General features: G+C 67.6%; 20 protein-coding genes. 7 read left to right on the top strand and 13 right to left on the bottom strand.

Going from position 1 to position 16,372, the window contains the following annotated elements:
- The first annotated feature begins 288 nt into the window (after positions 1 to 288).
- Together AC1MGR_RS05895 and AC1MGR_RS05890 are read left to right on the top strand one after the other, a co-directional pair.
- Positions 289 to 1,767, top strand: a complete 1,479-nt coding sequence (locus AC1MGR_RS05895; protein WP_480233971.1) for a GumC family protein — start codon at positions 289 to 291, stop codon at positions 1,765 to 1,767.
- 237 nt (positions 1,768 to 2,004) lie between these two features.
- Entirely contained in the window at positions 2,005 to 2,724 is a 720-nt protein-coding gene (locus AC1MGR_RS05890) for a WecB/TagA/CpsF family glycosyltransferase (RefSeq protein ID WP_480233970.1), read from the top strand.
- Positions 2,725 to 2,739: 15 nt separating this feature from the next.
- On the opposite strand, the gene AC1MGR_RS05885 is transcribed toward AC1MGR_RS05890, so the two are convergent.
- The 5 genes from AC1MGR_RS05885 to AC1MGR_RS05865 all read right to left on the bottom strand — a co-directional run bounded on the left by AC1MGR_RS05885 (position 2,740) and on the right by AC1MGR_RS05865 (position 6,611).
- Positions 2,740 to 3,312, bottom strand: coding sequence for an NUDIX hydrolase (locus AC1MGR_RS05885; protein ID WP_108035111.1), 573 nt, complete (start codon positions 3,310 to 3,312; stop codon positions 2,740 to 2,742).
- A gap of 70 nt (positions 3,313 to 3,382) precedes the next feature.
- On the bottom strand, positions 3,383 to 3,670 hold the full coding sequence (locus AC1MGR_RS05880) for a sulfurtransferase TusA family protein (protein ID WP_480233969.1): 288 nt from the start codon (positions 3,668 to 3,670) through the stop codon (positions 3,383 to 3,385).
- A 142-nt stretch (positions 3,671 to 3,812) separates the two neighbouring features.
- The gene (locus AC1MGR_RS05875) at positions 3,813 to 4,208 is read right to left on the bottom strand and encodes a hypothetical protein (protein WP_480233968.1); all 396 of its coding nucleotides are present in this window, start codon (positions 4,206 to 4,208) and stop codon (positions 3,813 to 3,815) included.
- 154 nt (positions 4,209 to 4,362) lie between these two features.
- Positions 4,363 to 5,730, bottom strand: coding sequence for a glutamate--cysteine ligase (locus tag AC1MGR_RS05870; RefSeq protein WP_480233967.1), 1,368 nt, complete (start codon positions 5,728 to 5,730; stop codon positions 4,363 to 4,365).
- Positions 5,731 to 5,858: 128 nt separating this feature from the next.
- Positions 5,859 to 6,611, bottom strand: coding sequence for a 16S rRNA (uracil(1498)-N(3))-methyltransferase (locus AC1MGR_RS05865; protein ID WP_108035115.1), 753 nt, complete (start codon positions 6,609 to 6,611; stop codon positions 5,859 to 5,861).
- A gap of 284 nt (positions 6,612 to 6,895) precedes the next feature.
- On the opposite strand from AC1MGR_RS05865, the gene AC1MGR_RS05860 reads away from it, so the two are divergent.
- Both AC1MGR_RS05860 and ubiA read left to right on the top strand, forming a co-directional pair.
- The gene (locus tag AC1MGR_RS05860) at positions 6,896 to 7,360 is read left to right on the top strand and encodes a hypothetical protein (RefSeq protein ID WP_480233966.1); all 465 of its coding nucleotides are present in this window, start codon (positions 6,896 to 6,898) and stop codon (positions 7,358 to 7,360) included.
- 48 nt (positions 7,361 to 7,408) lie between these two features.
- Positions 7,409 to 8,362, top strand: coding sequence for a 4-hydroxybenzoate octaprenyltransferase (gene ubiA / locus AC1MGR_RS05855; protein ID WP_480233965.1), 954 nt, complete (start codon positions 7,409 to 7,411; stop codon positions 8,360 to 8,362).
- Between the two features lie 28 nt (positions 8,363 to 8,390).
- On the opposite strand, the gene AC1MGR_RS05850 is transcribed toward ubiA, so the two are convergent.
- The gene (locus AC1MGR_RS05850) at positions 8,391 to 8,888 is read right to left on the bottom strand and encodes a DUF6101 family protein (protein WP_480233964.1); all 498 of its coding nucleotides are present in this window, start codon (positions 8,886 to 8,888) and stop codon (positions 8,391 to 8,393) included.
- A gap of 316 nt (positions 8,889 to 9,204) precedes the next feature.
- On the opposite strand from AC1MGR_RS05850, the gene AC1MGR_RS05845 reads away from it, so the two are divergent.
- Complete coding sequence (locus AC1MGR_RS05845) at positions 9,205 to 10,032, top strand: 3'(2'),5'-bisphosphate nucleotidase CysQ (RefSeq protein ID WP_108035118.1); 828 nt, start codon at positions 9,205 to 9,207, stop codon at positions 10,030 to 10,032.
- Between the two features lie 134 nt (positions 10,033 to 10,166).
- Here the strand turns inward: AC1MGR_RS05845 and AC1MGR_RS05840 are convergent, their stop codons facing one another.
- Positions 10,167 to 10,397: a hypothetical protein gene (locus tag AC1MGR_RS05840; protein WP_055956852.1), complete on the bottom strand. Its 231-nt coding sequence runs from the start codon at positions 10,395 to 10,397 to the stop codon at positions 10,167 to 10,169.
- A 208-nt stretch (positions 10,398 to 10,605) separates the two neighbouring features.
- On the bottom strand, positions 10,606 to 10,815 hold the full coding sequence (locus tag AC1MGR_RS05835) for a cold-shock protein (RefSeq protein ID WP_055956856.1): 210 nt from the start codon (positions 10,813 to 10,815) through the stop codon (positions 10,606 to 10,608).
- A 289-nt stretch (positions 10,816 to 11,104) separates the two neighbouring features.
- On the opposite strand from AC1MGR_RS05835, the gene AC1MGR_RS05830 reads away from it, so the two are divergent.
- Entirely contained in the window at positions 11,105 to 11,494 is a 390-nt protein-coding gene (locus AC1MGR_RS05830; protein ID WP_103710293.1) for a hypothetical protein, read from the top strand.
- A 6-nt stretch (positions 11,495 to 11,500) separates the two neighbouring features.
- On the opposite strand, the gene AC1MGR_RS05825 is transcribed toward AC1MGR_RS05830, so the two are convergent.
- Positions 11,501 to 11,719 carry a hypothetical protein gene (locus AC1MGR_RS05825; RefSeq protein ID WP_055957152.1) on the bottom strand — a complete coding sequence of 73 codons (219 nt, stop codon included), beginning with the start codon at positions 11,717 to 11,719 and terminating at the stop codon, positions 11,501 to 11,503.
- Between the two features lie 186 nt (positions 11,720 to 11,905).
- Here AC1MGR_RS05825 and AC1MGR_RS05820 point away from each other — a divergent pair, with 186 nt between their 5' ends.
- Complete coding sequence (locus AC1MGR_RS05820; RefSeq protein WP_480233963.1) at positions 11,906 to 12,481, top strand: type 1 glutamine amidotransferase domain-containing protein; 576 nt, start codon at positions 11,906 to 11,908, stop codon at positions 12,479 to 12,481.
- A 93-nt stretch (positions 12,482 to 12,574) separates the two neighbouring features.
- On the opposite strand, the gene AC1MGR_RS05815 is transcribed toward AC1MGR_RS05820, so the two are convergent.
- From AC1MGR_RS05815 to AC1MGR_RS05800, 4 genes are all read right to left on the bottom strand, one after another.
- Complete coding sequence (locus AC1MGR_RS05815) at positions 12,575 to 12,871, bottom strand: hypothetical protein (protein WP_480233962.1); 297 nt, start codon at positions 12,869 to 12,871, stop codon at positions 12,575 to 12,577.
- A 369-nt stretch (positions 12,872 to 13,240) separates the two neighbouring features.
- Positions 13,241 to 14,092 (bottom strand): NAD(P)-dependent oxidoreductase, encoded by an 852-nt coding sequence (locus tag AC1MGR_RS05810; RefSeq protein ID WP_480233961.1) that lies wholly within the window; start codon positions 14,090 to 14,092, stop codon positions 13,241 to 13,243.
- A 113-nt stretch (positions 14,093 to 14,205) separates the two neighbouring features.
- Positions 14,206 to 15,408: a pyridoxal phosphate-dependent aminotransferase gene (locus tag AC1MGR_RS05805; protein ID WP_480233960.1), complete on the bottom strand. Its 1,203-nt coding sequence runs from the start codon at positions 15,406 to 15,408 to the stop codon at positions 14,206 to 14,208.
- A gap of 164 nt (positions 15,409 to 15,572) precedes the next feature.
- Positions 15,573 to 16,262 carry a class I SAM-dependent methyltransferase gene (locus AC1MGR_RS05800; protein ID WP_108035123.1) on the bottom strand — a complete coding sequence of 230 codons (690 nt, stop codon included), beginning with the start codon at positions 16,260 to 16,262 and terminating at the stop codon, positions 15,573 to 15,575.
- Between the last annotated feature and the right edge of the window lie 110 nt (positions 16,263 to 16,372).

Below are 16,372 nucleotides of genomic sequence, written 5' to 3'. Positions count from 1 at the left end.
AGCGACGAAGGGCGGGCGGACTACGCAGATCGCAACCTGTTAGCAAACCTGTTCTTACCAATATCATGTCGATTCTCGCTCTCTACGAGGAGATCGTAGGGTGCGTCCATCGCGACGCTCAGCGCGGCAGCTCCGCTGGCATATGTCCTGCGCAGACGACGAAGTGGATGCCGTTTCGGTGCTCGCCTGTTCCGTTTCGAAACAGACAGGCGGTGAAACTGAGACAAAGTTGTTCGAGGCGGAAGACAAGAACCGCGCGAGCGGCGACCAGGTCGGGAGACGAGACAGATGTTCGACTTCGGAAGCCCGGTCCGTGGCGAGCCGGTTGTCCTCGAGACCGGGACACCGAGCGGGCTCGACCACCGCCTGATCCTGCGTCGCCTCTGGCGCGGTTCCGGCGTCATCCTGCTCGGCGGACTCGCGGCCGTGATCCTCGCCGTGGTGCTGCTGAACGCCGTGACGCCGACCTACACCGCCGTGACGCAGATCCTGGTCGATCCGGCCGATCTTCCGGTGATCCAGAACGACCTCAGCAACCGTCAACCCCAGGCCGACAGCGGCGTCTCGATCGCTGAGAGCCAGACGCGGGTGATGCAATCCGACAGCGTCCTGCGGCGGGTCATCGACCGTCTCGATCTGACCCAGGATACGGAGTTCGTTCCCCCAGCCTCGACGAGCCCGCTGGTGCAGAGCCTCAAGGCGCTCCTCGGCATGGAGCCGCCCCCGGCGAGCCGCGAGCCGGTCAATCTGGCCCTCGACAACCTTCGTCTCAGGCTCGGCGTGCGTCGGGCGGAGCGGACATTCGTCATCGACGTCTACGTCCAGACCCGGGATCCGGAGAAGTCGGCCCGGATCGCAAATGCCATCGCGGACGCGTATTTCGCGGAGGATGCGGCGGCGCGCACCGATGCGGCGCGCCGTGCATCAGAGGCCCTGACGAGCCGGTTGACCACCCTGCGCCAGTCGGTCGAGGAGGCCGAGCGCAAGGTTCTGCAGTATCGCGTGACGAACAAGCTGGTGACGTCAAGTGGGCGTCTTCTCAGCGATCAGCAGCTCAGCGACCTCAACCAGCAGCTCGTCACCGCCACCCTGAAGACGGCCGAGGCCAAGGCGCGCCTCGACCAGGCCCGGCACATGCGCACCGGCGAGGCCGGGACGGCCCTGCCGGAGATGCTTCAGTCCCTCGAAATGCAGAACCTGCGGCAGCAATATGCGACGCTCTCGCGCAACACCGCAGAACTCGCCCAGCGCCTCGGCGACCGCCACCCGGCCATGGCCGACCAGTACGCTCAGCAGCGCGATCTCCAGCGCCTGATCCAGCGCGAGAAGGAGCGGATCATCGACACCTCGCAGAAGGACTACGACCGGGCGGTGGCGAGCGAGACCGCCGTGCGCCGGAGCCTGGAGCGGGCCAAGACCGAGACGGCGGGGAACGACCGCGCCAATGTCGGCCTGCGCGAACTCGAGCGCGAGCTCGATGCCCGGCGCTCGATCTACGAGGCGTTTCTGCGCCGCTCACGGGAGACCAACGAACAGGAGCGCCTGAACAGCTCCAACGTCCGGGTCATCTCGACGGCGACGCCGCCGCGGAGCCGCGCCTGGCCGCCCTCTCCCAAGCTGGTGCTACCCTTCGCCCTCCTGATGGGCCTGGGCCTCGGAGCCGCCGCCGCGCTCTGGCTCGGAGCCTGGCGCGACCGGCGCGAAATCCGTTCGCCTCGCACGCGTGCGACACCCGGAGCCCGCAGCTTCAGAGCCGTCGATGCCTGAACCCAACCCTGTCCACCACGGCTCCCACGTTCGATCCCTCCAGATCTCTCCCGCGCCCGTTTCTTCCCAGGCGCGATGGATCAGCCCCGGGTTCCCGTCACCCATCCCCCGGATGCGCACGGGACACGTCCCAAAGGCGATGACATGAGCGTTCGCTTATTCGACATCACGTTCACGCCCGGATCGGCCGCAGACATTCTCGCGACCGCAGTTCGGCAACCGGCGACCCGGCCGCGCATGATCGTCACCGCAAACCTCGATCACATCGTCACGCTGTCAGAGAATATGGCGTTCCGGAAAGCCTACGAGGGCGCCGTCGCTCATACCCTCGACGGCATGCCCCTTGTCTGGCTCGCCCGTCTCTGCGGTGCCGGATCGGCCCGACGGGTTACGGGCCACGACCTCGTCGCGACCGCCTTCGCCGCGCCCTGGCCCGCGGGCCGACAGATCTTTCTGGTCTGCTCGACGGAGGCCGTCGGGCTGCACCTCACCGAGCGTCTGGTGGCGGAGGGCATCCCGCGCGCCGGGATCGCCTTCACGGTACCGCCCTTCGGCTTCGAGAACGATGAGGCCTACGGGGCCGGCCTCTGTGCAGCCGTGCGCGCCCACGGCACGACGTTGCTCGTGTTCGGCGTCGGTGCGCCACGCTCGGAAATCTGGGTCGACCGTCAGGGGAATGCGCTCGGTAGCCCCGTAGTCCTGGCTGTCGGCGAAGCGCTGAACGTCGCGGCTGGGCTTGTACCGCGCGCACCCGCCCTGATGCAACGCGTCGGACTGGAGTGGTTCTTCCGGTTCTGGCACGCGCCGCACCGGCTGTTCCGCCGCTACTTCGTACGCTCCTGGGGGCTGATCGGGATCACGCTGCGCCGATCGCTTCTTCGGAAGTCGCGCCGGCGCCTTCATCCCGCCCGGCCCCGTCCGACGCCCAACGCGCGGCGCGCGCCCGAGACGCCCTGAAACGGCGACAACGGATCAGGCCAAGCCGAACAGGTGCGGATGCCGCACCCGCAGGGTCAGGATCAAGACCAGGGTCTTGATGTCGGTGACCTCGCCGCGATCCGTCATGGCCGCGAGTTCGCTCAAGGCCATTTCGCGAACGGTGATGTCCTCGTGCTCCCCAGCCAGGCCGCCGCCGGGACCGACCCGGTCGGGCGCCTCGTAAGGCGCCAGGAACAGATCCATCTGCTCGGTCGAGATTCCCGGCATGCTCCAGCCACAAGTTACTGGTTCGAGGGCGCCGAGACGCACGCCGGTCTCCTCGTAGGCTTCGCGCCGAGCCCCCTCCTCGGGCTCCGACTCGTCGAGAAGGCCGGCCGGAACCTCCAGCACGGAGGTGACTCCCGCCGCATAGAAAGCCGGGGTCCGGAACTGCTCGATCAGCAGGGCGACCCGCCGGGTAGGATCGTAGGGCAGTACCGCGGTCGCCCGTCCGTGATCCTCGATCTCGCGCGCCAAGCGTGTGCCGTCGTCCATCGTCACCTCGGCGACGAGAAAACGGCTCCAGCCATCATGCACGATCCGGGTGCCGCGGATAATCGGCGCCATTCTGCTCTCCCCCGTCGGATCGCCGAGGCTGCGGCGACCGTTGGGAGCGCCCTAACAGGGCGTTGGCGCATCAATGAGGCGTGGAGCGCGTGTTTTCGGCAACGGTCTCGGGGATTGTGAGACGTCTGCGGATCGTGAAGGTCGTTCGACCCGCCTCCCGCGCCTGCGCCACGAGGGTGTCGCCTTCCTCCTGCACAAGATGGGGGATGTCGATCACCGCCATCGGATCCGTACACGTGACCACCAGGACCGCGCCGGACGGCATTCGACGCAGGGCTTTCCGGGTTCGCAGAACCGGCAGGGGGCACTTCAATCCGGCGAGATCGAGATGGGTGGCCTCGCTACCTCCGTCCGTCATGGGTGTCGCTTCCTAGGGTCCGCGTCTCCTGGTCAGCGCTGCTCTACCACCGTCACGACGAGAAATCCCGCCGACGGCTTCGACCATCGACGGGATCTTGGAACTTGGGCCCAGGCGCCGCGGGCACCCGGACGGCATGACCTCAGTAGCCGTAGCCGTAGGCGGGGTAGCCATAGCCATAGGACGGGGCGGCGTAGTAGCCGTAGGCAGGCGCCCCATATCCATAGCCATAACCGGTACCGACGTAGCCCCGATCATAGTAGCCGTAGCGCGGGGCCTGACTGGCTGCGATGGCGCCGCCGATGATGCCGAGAGCCGCGCCGGCCGCGAGAGCGCCACCGACGCCGGGGCCGCGGCGGTAGCCGCCATAGTAGCCACGGCCGTAACCGCGATAGCGCACGGTCTCGATCGCCGCGCCGCCGCCAACCTGGGCAGCGTTGAGGGCCGGCATCGGAGCGGCCTGAGCGGTGGTGAAGGAACCGGCCGAGAGACCGACGGCGGTGGTGCCCGCGAGGGCGAGGGACAAGATGCGCGACATGCGAGCGTTCTCCGTCACAGGATAAGATATCCCTGAAACGGTGAAGTTGGAGATCCGTTCCAGAATCGCAACAGTCAAGACGCTGCGTCGAGTGTCTTCAAGCACATTCGCGGATTCGCCCGCACATTTCCCCTGCTTCGACGATCCGCCGGAGTCAGTAGACGCATTCTGTGAAGGCGGGCTCGACGGAGCGTTGCCAGCGACCCTCGTAGTCGGCGAGGCGTTCCTCGGCGAGAGAGCGTCCGGCGGCGACGATCGCCTCCAGCGGCTGCAGGAAGTGTGTCTCGTCCCGCCCCTGGGCGTCGCGGCGCGTCCGCGCTGCAAGCCCGGCGCGGGCGATCGTCAGCGCCTCGGCCGCCACTGCCCCGAGGGGTCGGCCGGCGATGCGAGCGGCGAGACCGAGACGGGGAACGGTAGCACGCAGGCCCTCCCGATCGCAGGCGTTCCAGTTCTTGGCAATGTCCCAGGCGGCCGCCAGGGAAGCCTCGTCGTAGAGCAACCCGACCCAGAAGGCGGCCTGTGCGGCGATCATCGCCGGGTTGCCCACATCGGATCCGCGCATTTCGATGAAGCGTTTGAGCCGGACCTCCGGGAAAGCGGTCGAGGCGTGGTTGGCCCAGTCCGACACCGTGGCGCGCTCCCCCGGCAGCGCCGCGAGCTTGCCGGCCATCAGGTCGCGGAACGAGGCGCCGGAGACGTCGTGGTAGGTCTCGCCGCGCTTGACGAAGTACATCGGCATGTCGAGCAGCCAGTCGACGTAGGACTCGTAGCCGAAGCCGGGCTCGAAGGCCCGCGGCAGCATGCCGGTGCGGTCGCCATCGGTGTCGCGCCAGATCTCGGACCGGCGCGACAGGAAGCCGTTGGGGCGCCCATCCGTGAAGGGCGAATTGGCGAAGAGGGCCGTCGCCACAGGCTGCAGCGCCAAGGCAACGCGCATCTTGGCGACCATGTCGGCCTCTGAGGCGAAATCGAGATTCACCTGCACCGTGGCGGTACGCAGCATCATGTCCAGGCCGAGGCTGCCGACCTTGGGCATGTACGCGGCCATGATCTTGTAGCGGCTCTTCGGCATCACGGGGGTCTCTTCCCGCGTCCATTTCGGACTCATGCCGAGATCGAGGAAGCCGATGCCGAGATCGTCCGCGACCCGGGCCGTCGCCTCAAGATGCGTCCGCAATTCCGCGGCCGTCGCGTGCACGTCGGCCAATGGCGCCCCGGAGAGCTCGAACTGCCCGCCGGGCTCCAAGGAAATGGCCCCGCCCTCGGCGCCGGCGAGCCCAATGAGGTGGCCGGCATCATCGATCGGTTCCCAGCCAGTCTCCCGCCCGACTCCCTCGAGCAGCGCCCGGATGCCCGTCTCACCGGCATACGGGACCGGGCGGTTTCCATCGCGGTAGAAGGGCACTTTCTCGTGTTCGGTGCCGATCGCGAAACGCGCGCGCGGCTTCTCGCCGTCCGCGAACCAAGCGATGAGCTCGTCCCGCGTGGTCAAGGGCGTCGTATCGGACGTGTCGCGCGCCATGCGCTGCCTCTTCAGGAAGGTCGTTCAAGGGAGAGGCGCGCCGGACCGCAGCGGCGTGGCCCCATAGATCGGGTCAATGCGCCTCATAGGCCAGGGGACCCGCGCGAACAACGCGGGCAAGCGACGCCTCAGCGGGCGTCGCCGAGCACCGCCTGAACCAGAGCCAGCACCGTCACCGCCGCCGTATCGGCCCGCAGGATACGCGGACCGAGGGACAGGGCCACCGTGTTCGGACGTTCGAGAATGAGCGCGCGCTCTTCCGGCGCAAACCCGCCCTCGGGTCCGACCAACACTGCGAGAGGCGGGGCAGCCGCGGGGTCCGCGGCTTGCCGGAGGGCCCGGACCGGGTCCGAGACCGGGGCGTTCTCGTCGCAGAAGACCAGCAGGCGCAAGGGGTTGAGGTCATCCAGCGCCGCCGGGAGCTTGGCCGCCTCCTGGATCTCGGGCAGGTCGAGGATGCCGCATTGCTCGGCGGCTTCGATGGCGTTCGCACGAAGGCGATCGACGTTCAGCCGCTCACCCTGAGTGTAGCGGGTAAAGACCGGGCGAAGGGTGCCGGCGCCCATTTCCACAGCCTTCTGGGCCATGTAGTCGAGCCGGGCCGACTTCAACGGTGCGAACAGGTAATGGAGGTCCGCGCGAGGCGGCTGCTGGCGTGTGCGCTCCCGCACGATCAGGTCCGCACTCTTGCGCCCGGTCGGGGCGATCTCGGCACGCCATTCGCCATCGCGCCCGTTGAACAGGAGAACAGGATCGGTAGGGCCGCGCCGCAAGACGTTCAGGAGGTAGTTCGCCTGGGCCCGGTCGAGGGGCAGCGTCGCCCCGACCGAGAGAGGGGCTTCGACGAAGAGGCGGGGGGCAGTGAAATCGTAGGCGGCCATGCCCGGCGTGGTCGCGTGCGGTGAGTCGGCTGTCAACGGCGCGGTCTACACAACTGCCGCTGATGCAAAGCCGCAACACGCGGCAACATTGCGCCGTAAATCCACCTCCGAATGTGCCCCGGCGTTTGCGGCTTGAAAGACGCCACATTCCTATGCCGAAACAAAACCAACGCCGGAGGACGCGGATTCTTGCGCGCAGCCGGGCACGCATCAGGCCATTCCGCATCCGGTCGCCGGGCTCACCCCCACCGGATCGAGGATGGGGGGAGAAAGGATCTCAAGGCATGTCGTTCAAGACCATTGCGGCGTTGGCCGTCGCCCTCGCCGGCACGGCGCTCTTCAGCGAACAGACGTTCGCCCAGTCTGCCGAGTGCGGCGAGATCCAACAGACACTGCAGGCCCGCAAGGACCTGATCGGTAAGGCGAACGCCGCATCGAGCTCGAAGAAGAAGATGACGCCGGCCGAGGCCTGCTCCCTGTTCGGCAAGCTTCAGGCCAACGGCGCCGCCGGCCTGAAGTGGATCACTGCCAACAAGGAGTGGTGCTCGATCCCCGATTCCTTCGCGGAAGGCTTCAAGGCCGACCACCTCAAGGTGTCGGGCATCAAGACCAAGGTGTGCACCGTTGCGGCCCAGGCCTCCAAGATGGAAGCCCAGGCCCGCGCGCAGGCCCAGAACGGCGGCGGCGGCGGCCTTCTCGGCGGCCCCGGCCTCACGGGCAGCCTGAAAATGCCGCAGGGCGCCCTCTGATCCTGTGCTGACTTTCAGGACGATCCGGCCGAGCGCGTTCCTGCGTCCATGGACGGCGTGAGTTCCCCGCAGGCGGATCGCCGTGTCGCCGACGCGGTAGCGGGACATTGGGTCGACCGGATCGCGCCGCGCCGGGCGCGGCCCTATCTGCGTCTGGCCCGCATCGATCGCCCGATCGGCTGGTGGCTCCTGCTTCTGCCCTGCTGGTGGTCGGCCTCCCTCGCGGCCATTCGCTCCGGCGCCGCTTTCCCCGATCCGGTCCATCTGGGCCTGTTCTTCGTCGGCGCCGTCGCCATGCGGGGTGCGGGCTCGACCTACAACGACATCGCCGACCGGGACCTCGACGCGCAGGTGGAACGCACCCGCTCGCGCCCCCTGCCCTCGGGCCAGGTCCGCGCACGCCAGGCTGCCGTTTTCCTCGTGATACAGGCCCTGATTGGCCTCGCGGTGCTGCTGCAGTTCAACGGTCCGGCGATCGGCGTCGGCATCGCCTCGCTGATCCCGGTGGCGATCTATCCGTTCATGAAGCGCGTCATGCCTGTCCCCCAGGCGGTCCTTGGCCTCGCCTTCGCGTGGGGCGCATTGATGGGATGGGTCGCGGCGTTCGCGCGCCTCGATGCGCCGGCCCTGCTGCTCTACGCCGGCACCATCGCCTGGGTGATCGGCTACGACACGATCTACGCCGTGCAGGATATCGAGGACGACGAGATCGCGGGCATCCGTTCCTCGGCCCGCTTCTTCGGGCGCCGGATGCGGGGGGCGATCGGTCTGTGCTACGGCGCCAGCACCGGCTTCATCGCGCTGGCGGCAATCCTGGCCGGCGCAGGCCCCGTGGGTCTTCTCGGCGTCGCCCTGTTCGGCGCCCATCTCGGGCGACAGGTGCTGCGTCTCGACACGCGTGACGGTCGGGGTGCCCTGACGCTCTTCCGCTCCAACCGGGAGGCGGGCCTGATCCTGTTTCTCGGCCTCGCAGCGGATGCCGCGGTGACGCATATCTTTTGAGGCCGGCTCGCGGTCCGGCGACCCTGGTTCAGCAGCGGGCGCCGGAGATGATCTCGCTCTCGCCGCGATGGATCAGGGGGCGGACCGGCAGCGTGCCGGTCTTACGCCGGACGAGGAAGCGCGGGCGGCGGCCATTGAGGAGGCCGTGACGGCGACGGGTCCGGGTCCGGCCCAGGGCCACCGGGCCCAGCTGGTTGGAGACGCTGGCGAGTTCGCCGTCCTCCTTCACGATCATCCGCGGCAGGCCCGATTTGGCGGAGACGTCGCGCCAATGGGCCACCACCTCGTCCTCGCAGAACGGTCCGAGGCGGGTGACCACCCGGCCGGCCGCATCGACGAGGAGAAGGTCGAAGCGATCTTCGCCGCAGGCATCCGAATCATCCTCGGCGAAGGCCAGGGCCACGCCGGCGGGCCGAGCCGCACCCATTCGGTCGATGACCGGCAGACGAGACAGCACCAACACGGGGGCAGCACCGACGTAGGTGGCATCCGCCGACATGTCGTTCATGTTCGGGAAAGTGTTCATTGCTCGTATACCCTGTTGGCGCCGGCAACCTCTATGGGTCACCCATCTATGACAAGCAGATTTACGTCTAACCTCCTCAGGCCAGCTTAAGAGTGAGCGTTAAGCGAGTATGGACAAGGGTGAAGCACGTGGAATGCTCAACGCTTCCTTGCTTCGATCTGAGAGACTTGCCCGTATCGACATCTGCGTCGCTCTGCTTGTGACAACCCGCCCAGCATCCTACAACGAAGGCAGCACCGCCCTCCATGCATCCGTGCTGGGGCGACGGGCCCTTCAACAAGCGCCCAGCCTGACATCCAGAGCCGTATGGAGACGCATGTCCGATCCGATCGCCCCGGAAGCCGCACTCGCCCTCGTTCCCGCCCTGCGTGAGACGATCCGCGAAGCGGCCGCCCTCGCGTTGCCGTTCTACAAGGCCGGGGGACAGACGGGGGCGCGGGTCTGGTCTAAGGCAGGCGGTTCACCGGTGACCGAAGCTGACGTGGCGGTAGACACCTTCCTGAAGGTGCGCCTCAGCGCGATGCTGCCCCGGGCAGCCTGGCTCTCGGAGGAGACCAGTGACAATCCTGTACGGCTCGATGCCGGTCTGGTCTGGATCGTCGATCCCATCGACGGGACCCGCGCGTTCATGTCTGGACATCCCGACTGGTCCATCGCCGTGGCGCTTCTGTCGGCCGGACAGCCGATCCTCGGCTTCGTCCACGCGCCTGTGACCGACACCTTCTACGAGGCTATCGCGGGCGCCGGCGCGACCCGCAACGGCCAGACCATCACCGTCTCCGGTCAGCGGGCCATCGAAGGCGCGCGCGTCACGGGCCCTAAACCGATGATGGACCGCCTAGCCCGAGGCGCCGGGACGAACGGGCAACAGGCCGATCTCGTCGCCGTCGAGCGGGTGCCGTCCCTGGCTCTGCGCGTCGCGCGGGTGGCCGAGGGCTCCATCGATGTCGGGCTGGTTTCGCCCCATGCACGGGACTGGGATCTTGCGGGCGCGGACCTCATCCTGCGCGAGGCAGGCGGCACGGTCAGCGATCTCCAGGGCCGTCCCACGACCTACAACCGTCCGGATCCGGTGCACGGGGAACTCGTCGCCGTATCGCAGGGCCTGCGGGACGACGTCGTGGCGGCGCTGGCGCCTCGCTGAGGGTGCCGGGCGAAGGCTGCATCGGGGAATCTCAGAAACAGGAAAGCCCAGCACCTGGGCGCTGGGCTCGACCGTCACGACGGTTCGATGACGTGGCACGCGGTCCGCCCCGACAGGATCAGGGCAGCCTCGGATCAATGATGCTCGCGCAGGGCGATCGCCTCTGGAGCCATGCCGAACCGCTCGGCCAGATGCCAGCGCAGTTCGCGCGGCGAATGGTAGTTGTAGGAGGTGTCGATCAGGTGGCTGAGGTCGACGGTCTTGGCCTCATGCGCCATCGTCTGCTTCAGGTGACCGACCTTGAAGGTCGCCGCATCGGTGACGGGCGAACGGACGCCGCGGCGTCTGGTATATTCAAACAACATATTTTTCTTGTGTACTTTCAATAACGTGCAGGTTTTGCGTGCAGTGTCTCGGACGCATCGTGCCAAATCGGCTGCGGGCGTCGTTGGTGTTGCGGGATGTGCCAGATCCTCGACCCATTCTCCCCAGAAGGGTGTCGGTCGCCGGCGGCGGAGGCTTCGTGGGAAGCCGTTCGGGGTGACGCCAGCCCGGGGGCTGGCGCCGGGAGCGTCAGGCCGCCTGGAGGTTGCCAGCCGAGTCCTTGCCACTGCGCTTGTCGGTCTGAATCTCGTAGGAGATCTTCTGACCCTCGATGAGGTTGCGCATGCCAGCGCGCTCGACCGCGGAGATGTGCACAAACACATCCTTGCCGCCATCGTCAGGCTGAATGAAGCCGTAGCCCTTGGTCTCGTTGAACCACTTTACAGTGCCGGTATTCACGAAATAGATCCTCGTATCGTTCGTCGATCAACAGCCTGCGTCTGCTCGACGCAAGCGGCGGATCCTCTTCGGTAGGCCTGACGGAATCAGCAGGACGTGAGACACTTGCGGTACAAGATCCCAGCTCACCGATACCCGCTATCCCTCATGTAGTCCGATCATGCGGCGGCAACAAGGCGTTCTACCCGACGGAAACGACGCCGGTCCGAGGCGCCCGCGACGGCGGCCCCTGTGTTATTCGCGCGGTCGACCGCATATAAGAGTTCTTGAGCAAGCGGTTAGGCGATTCATGGCGGGCATCTCGGTTTCCCTCGAAGGGGCGAACATTCAGCTTTCATTTCAGAAGGACGATCAGGCCACGGCAGTCGTGATGGATGCCCGGGCAGCCCGCGCCCTGGTGCGGGCGGTGGGCCAGCTTCTCACTGCCATCGATGAGCCCGATGACGGCGATCTGCCCGAGGACATGTCCGACGAGGAGATCGCGATGCTCGACGTCACCTCGTCGGCGATCGAGGTCGGCACCGACGAGCAGGGTCAGGCGGTCGTGGCTTTGCAGGCCGGCGCCCTGCCCCCGTTCCAGCTTCGCCTGACGGACGAAGAGGCCCGCCACGTGGCGACGAGCCTCTCCGAGATCCTGAGCGCGCCACGCGACGTGCGCGCATCGCATGGGGATCACTGAACCCGGCTACATCCGGACGCCGGGGTCGGTCGGGCCTCCCGGCAAATAATCAGGCTCCGAGCCAGGGCCGGCAGGCTCATCGATCCCCGGATCGTTGACCGGGTAGGGCGTGCGCGGACCCGTGGGTCCGATATCGGGCTGCTCGTCCGGCGGGGGCGGCGTCGGCAAGTCGCCAGGGATTCCACCCGGCAGCGGCTCGGGGATCGGCAGGCCGGGATTGGCCATCTCGTGGTTGGCCATACGAAGCCTCCTGTCTGTCTGAGGGATGTGCGGACCAACACGGCCGAGCCGGCCGGGTTCCCCCACCGAGAGCGTCGGTCAGGAGCTTGGGGGGACATCAGGAACCCAGTGGGAACTTGCGTCCGGCGGGACCTGTTCAGTGCCGTACCCCCACAATTCCGGAGACAATCCATGTCTGACATCGGGCAGGCCAAGGTCTTGATTCTCGCGACCGATGGCTTCGAGGAGACCGAACTCACCGTCCCACAGAGCAAACTGAAGGAAGCCGGGGCTACCGTTCACGTCGTGGCACCGCAGTCCCGCACGGCGAAGGAATCCATCCGTGGTTGGGACAAGACCGATTGGGGCAAGAACGTCGCCGTGGACAAGGATCTCGAGTCCGTGTCTCCGCAGGACTACGACGCCCTCGTCCTGCCAGGCGGACAGATCAACCCGGACAAGCTGCGTCTGGAGCCGAAAGCTCTGGCAGTGATCCGCAGCTTCCTGGATTCAGGCAAGGTGGTCGCCGCGATCTGCCATGCGCCATGGCTGCTGATCGAGGTCGGCGCGGCGAAGGGACGCCGGATGACCTCGTTCGCCTCGATCCGGACGGATGTGGTGAATGCCGGCGCGGACTGGACGGACGAGCCCGTCGTCACGGACCAGGGTCTCATCACCAGCCGCAACCCGGGCGACCTCGACGCCTTCTGCGCCAAGATCATCGAGGAGATCCAGGAAGGCCATCACGGCAGAAGCGCTGCCGCTTGACCCCTTAACGGTCCCGCTGCCGACGATCGCACGCTCCGGTTGGGGGTGTGCGGTTCGTCGGCCCCCTGTATCGGAGGTAATCCGGGGATCGATCTAGCGCTTGTTCGCCGTCTTCTGCAGCTTCACCTTCTCGGGCGCCGCACCGGCGAAGAGCTCGGAGAGGTGGCGCTGATCGAGGGTCTTGGCGAAATCCGGAGCCGGCTCAGCCAATACGGCAGGCTCAGCCTGCCGCGGCGTGATCGATCCGGTCGTGATCGGGTCGGGAAGCTCCGCCTGGGCGCGGAGCGAGGGGGTCGGCTCGCGCTGCAGGCGCAAGGTCCAGTGAGCGGCGGTGGAGAGCGCAGCGACCGCGAGGATCGCCTTGATGCCACCCGTCAGGAGGCGTCTCATAGTGGTCAGGCCCGAAACTACGCAGTGGCACGCGACCGGTTCCCCGGCCGATACCTACACTTGCCGAGGATCCTTAACGACCGTGACGGGGAGCTGTCCGGGGTTCGTCCCGGGATGGGACGCGGCTGATGAGGTGGGCCTTGCGCCACGGCTGCGGTTCCTGTTCCCCGCGTCCGTGACACGCCTGTCGCCACCCGGCCCACTAGGCCTCACAGGAACCGCGCAGAGAACTGGTCCGCACCGCCCCGTCACGACAGGCCCCGCCGCCATGCCAAGCCCGAGAGGGTTCGCGAAACCATCGGGCGCCTCGGCAGCAGGGACCGCCGATGTAGGCGGCGGCGCCTGAGCCGGCAACCGGCTTCCCCCGCGTCATGACGGCTGCGACGATCCGCACGCCTCGGCGAAGGCCCGCAGGCGGGCGCCGTCGCCGGCCTCGTCCGGCCCGGACAGGCGTGCGTAGAGGTCGGCCGCGCCGGCGAAGACCTGGCGCCCGGCGGCATCGTCACCGAGGAACGCGGCGATCTCGTGCATCTCGGCGACCCAGCGCCCGGCTTTCGGCAGCATGTCGGGCAGGCCGCGGGCGAAGCGCGCAAGGAGAGCCGGCTCAGTTTCGGCGAGCTCCGCCCGCAAGGCCGCGCCGGCGCCCGCCCGTTCGGCCCCCAGGACCATGAGGGCAGCGAGGGCGGTGAGGCCCTTGTTGATGCCCGCATAGGCCATCTTCAGGCCCGAGGCCGCGCCAATACCACCGGTATTCACCCTGAGGTCGACACCGAGGTCGCGAAGAGGTCGCGCGGATTCGGCGGCGTCGCCCGACACGTGCAGGCGCGGACCGGGGGTGCCGGGTTTCGGCGGCAGGCCGATGATCGCACCGTCGAGGAAGGTCGCCCCGGTCGGCGCGACGATCCCGGCGATGCGGCGGACCGTCTCGACGTTCACGGCGTTGCAATCGACGTAGACGGGCTTGTGCGCCGCCGCCGCGAGGATCGGCGCCAGGGTGATGGCGAGCGCCTCGGCATCGGCCGGCGGGACGATGGAGAGCAAGAGGTCGGCCCGCATCAGGCCGGGCAGGTCGGTGTCGGTCATGCCGGCGGCGACGGCACGGTCCCGGGTCGCCGGGCTGCGGCCGTCGAGGAAGGTGAGGACCGCGGCGCCGTTCGCGGTGAGGCGCGCCGCGAGCGCGCTTCCCATCGCGCCGGCGGCCAGGATGGCGATCGTCGTCATGAGCACGGACCTCCGGAAACGCGAACGACCGCGCCGCGGCTCTCGGCCGGGGCGCGGTCGCTCGCGGGATGCAAGATCCGGGCGCGGCCTGCGGACCGCGCCGGACGCCGCCGTCAGCTCAGGGAGCCGCAGAAGCGCTGGATCCGGGTGCAGGCCTCTTCGAGGGCCGCGTTGGAGGTGGCGTAGGAGATGCGCAGGTTGGGGCCGAGGCCGAAGGCCGAGCCGTGGACCGCGGCGACGCCCTCCGCCTGGAGCAGCTCCACCACGAAATCCTCGTCGGTCTCGATGGTCTTGCCGGCCGGCGTCTTGCGCCCGATGGTCTCGGCGCAGGACGGGTAGACGTAGAAGGCGCCCTCCGGCGTCGGGCACTTCAGGCCCTTGGTCTGGTTCAGCATCGAGACGACGAGGTCGCGCCGGGTGTGGAAGGCTTTGCGGAACTCGGCGAGGTGCGCCTGCGTCCCCTCGAGGGCCGCCACCGCCGCCCATTGCGAGATCGTCGAGGCGCCGGAGGTCTGCTGGCCCTGGACGAAGTCCATCGCCTTGATCAGGTGCTCGGGGCCGGCGGCGTAGCCGATGCGCCAGCCGGTCATGGCGTAGGCCTTGGACACGCCGTTCATGGTCAGGGTGCGCTCGTAGAGGCCGGGCTCGATCTGGGCCGGCGTCACGAATTCGAAGTCGCCGTAGGTCAGGTGCTCGTACATGTCGTCGGTGAGCACCCAGACCTGCGGGTGGCGCATCAGGACGTCGGTGATCTTCTTCAGTTCGTCGCGGGCATAGGCCGCGCCGGAGGGGTTCGAGGGCGAGTTCAGGATGATCCACTTGGTCTTGGGGGTGATCACCCGCTCCAGCTCCTCGGGCTGCAGCTTGAAGTCATGGGCCATGTCGGTCTCGGCGAAGACCGGCGTGCCGCCGCACAGCACCACCATCTCCGGGTAGGAGACCCAGTACGGACGCGGGATCACCACCTCGTCGCCGGGGTTCAGGGTGGCGAGGAGGGCGTTGTAGATGACGTGCTTGCCGCCGGTGCCGACGATGGTCTGGGACGGCTTGTAGTCGAGGCCGTTCTCGCGCTTGAACTTCTTCGCGATGGCCTCGCGCAGGGGCACGATGCCGGAGACGGGCGGGTACTTGGTCTCGCCGCGCCGGATCGCCTCGATGGCCGCGTCCTTGATGTGCTGGGGGGTGTCGAAATCCGGCTCTCCCACGGAGAGGCTGATCACGTCCATGCCCTGCGCTTTCAGCTCGCGCGCCTTCTGCGTCATCGCAATGGTCGCGGACGGCTTCACGCGGGACAGAGCGTCGGCCAGAAAGCCCATGGGGGGTCACTCCCGTATATTGTATGAAGGTCGGATCGAGCGGCGCGGACCCTAGTCGCGCCGCCGCGCACGGGCAAGGGAGACCCGAAGACATCGGAGACCCGAAGACATCGACAGACCCGGAGACATCGACAGACCCGTGTCGTCCGGCGATCGTGTGCCGCTCAGGCCTTGGTCAGGATCGCGACGGACTGACCGAGCGGCACGCCCGAAGGCCACGGGCCCGTGTTGCCGTCGATGAAGGTCGCGTCGGCGTAGCCGAGATGCCGTCCCCAGGCCTGGATCTGGTTGCGCTCGATGAACTGGTTCAGGTGCGGCACGGTGCTCGCGCGCTGCGACTCCACCGTCTGGGCGAACACGGCCCAATGATCGTCGATGGCGAATTCCAGGAACGACATCACGACCCGGCCGCCGGGACGCAGGCAGCGGAAGGCGTCCTCGAGATACAGGTAGGTCTCGGCATGCAACAGGTGGGTGAACAGGCTGAAGGCGCACAGCAGATCGACCGAGTCCGCCGGCATCGGCAAGGTCAGGGTTCGGTTGAGTTCGAATCGGTAGGAAGCCGGAGATTTCGAGCGGGCGTATTTCAGCAACGCCGGCACCACGTCGAGGCCGAGATAGTCGATCTCGAGATCCCGCGCGAGGGCGACGGCGAGACGTCCGCTGCCGCAGCCGAGATCGACCACGGTCTGCCCGGCCTGCAAGCCCGCGTGGCGCAGGATCTCGCACTCGATCGCCCCGATCTCGGCAAACGAACCGCCGACGGCCAGGCTCATCGCGGTGTCGATCGGATGGGTCCGGATCAATTCTGCGACGTAGCGCTCGTAATCTTCGACGAAATGAAACTTGGCCATGCGCGGGACGTGTAAACCTTCAGTCGCGTGTCGGAGATCGACCCATCCCACAGGGACGGCCCGTCGACCAACCCTCTTTCTCGCGACGCCGTGACGCCACCGTGGCTCCG

The organism is Methylobacterium sp. BI1, assembly GCF_056680125.1.
The sequence above is the reverse complement of the archived record's forward strand: the minus strand, read 5'-3'. Positions and strand labels throughout refer to the sequence as shown.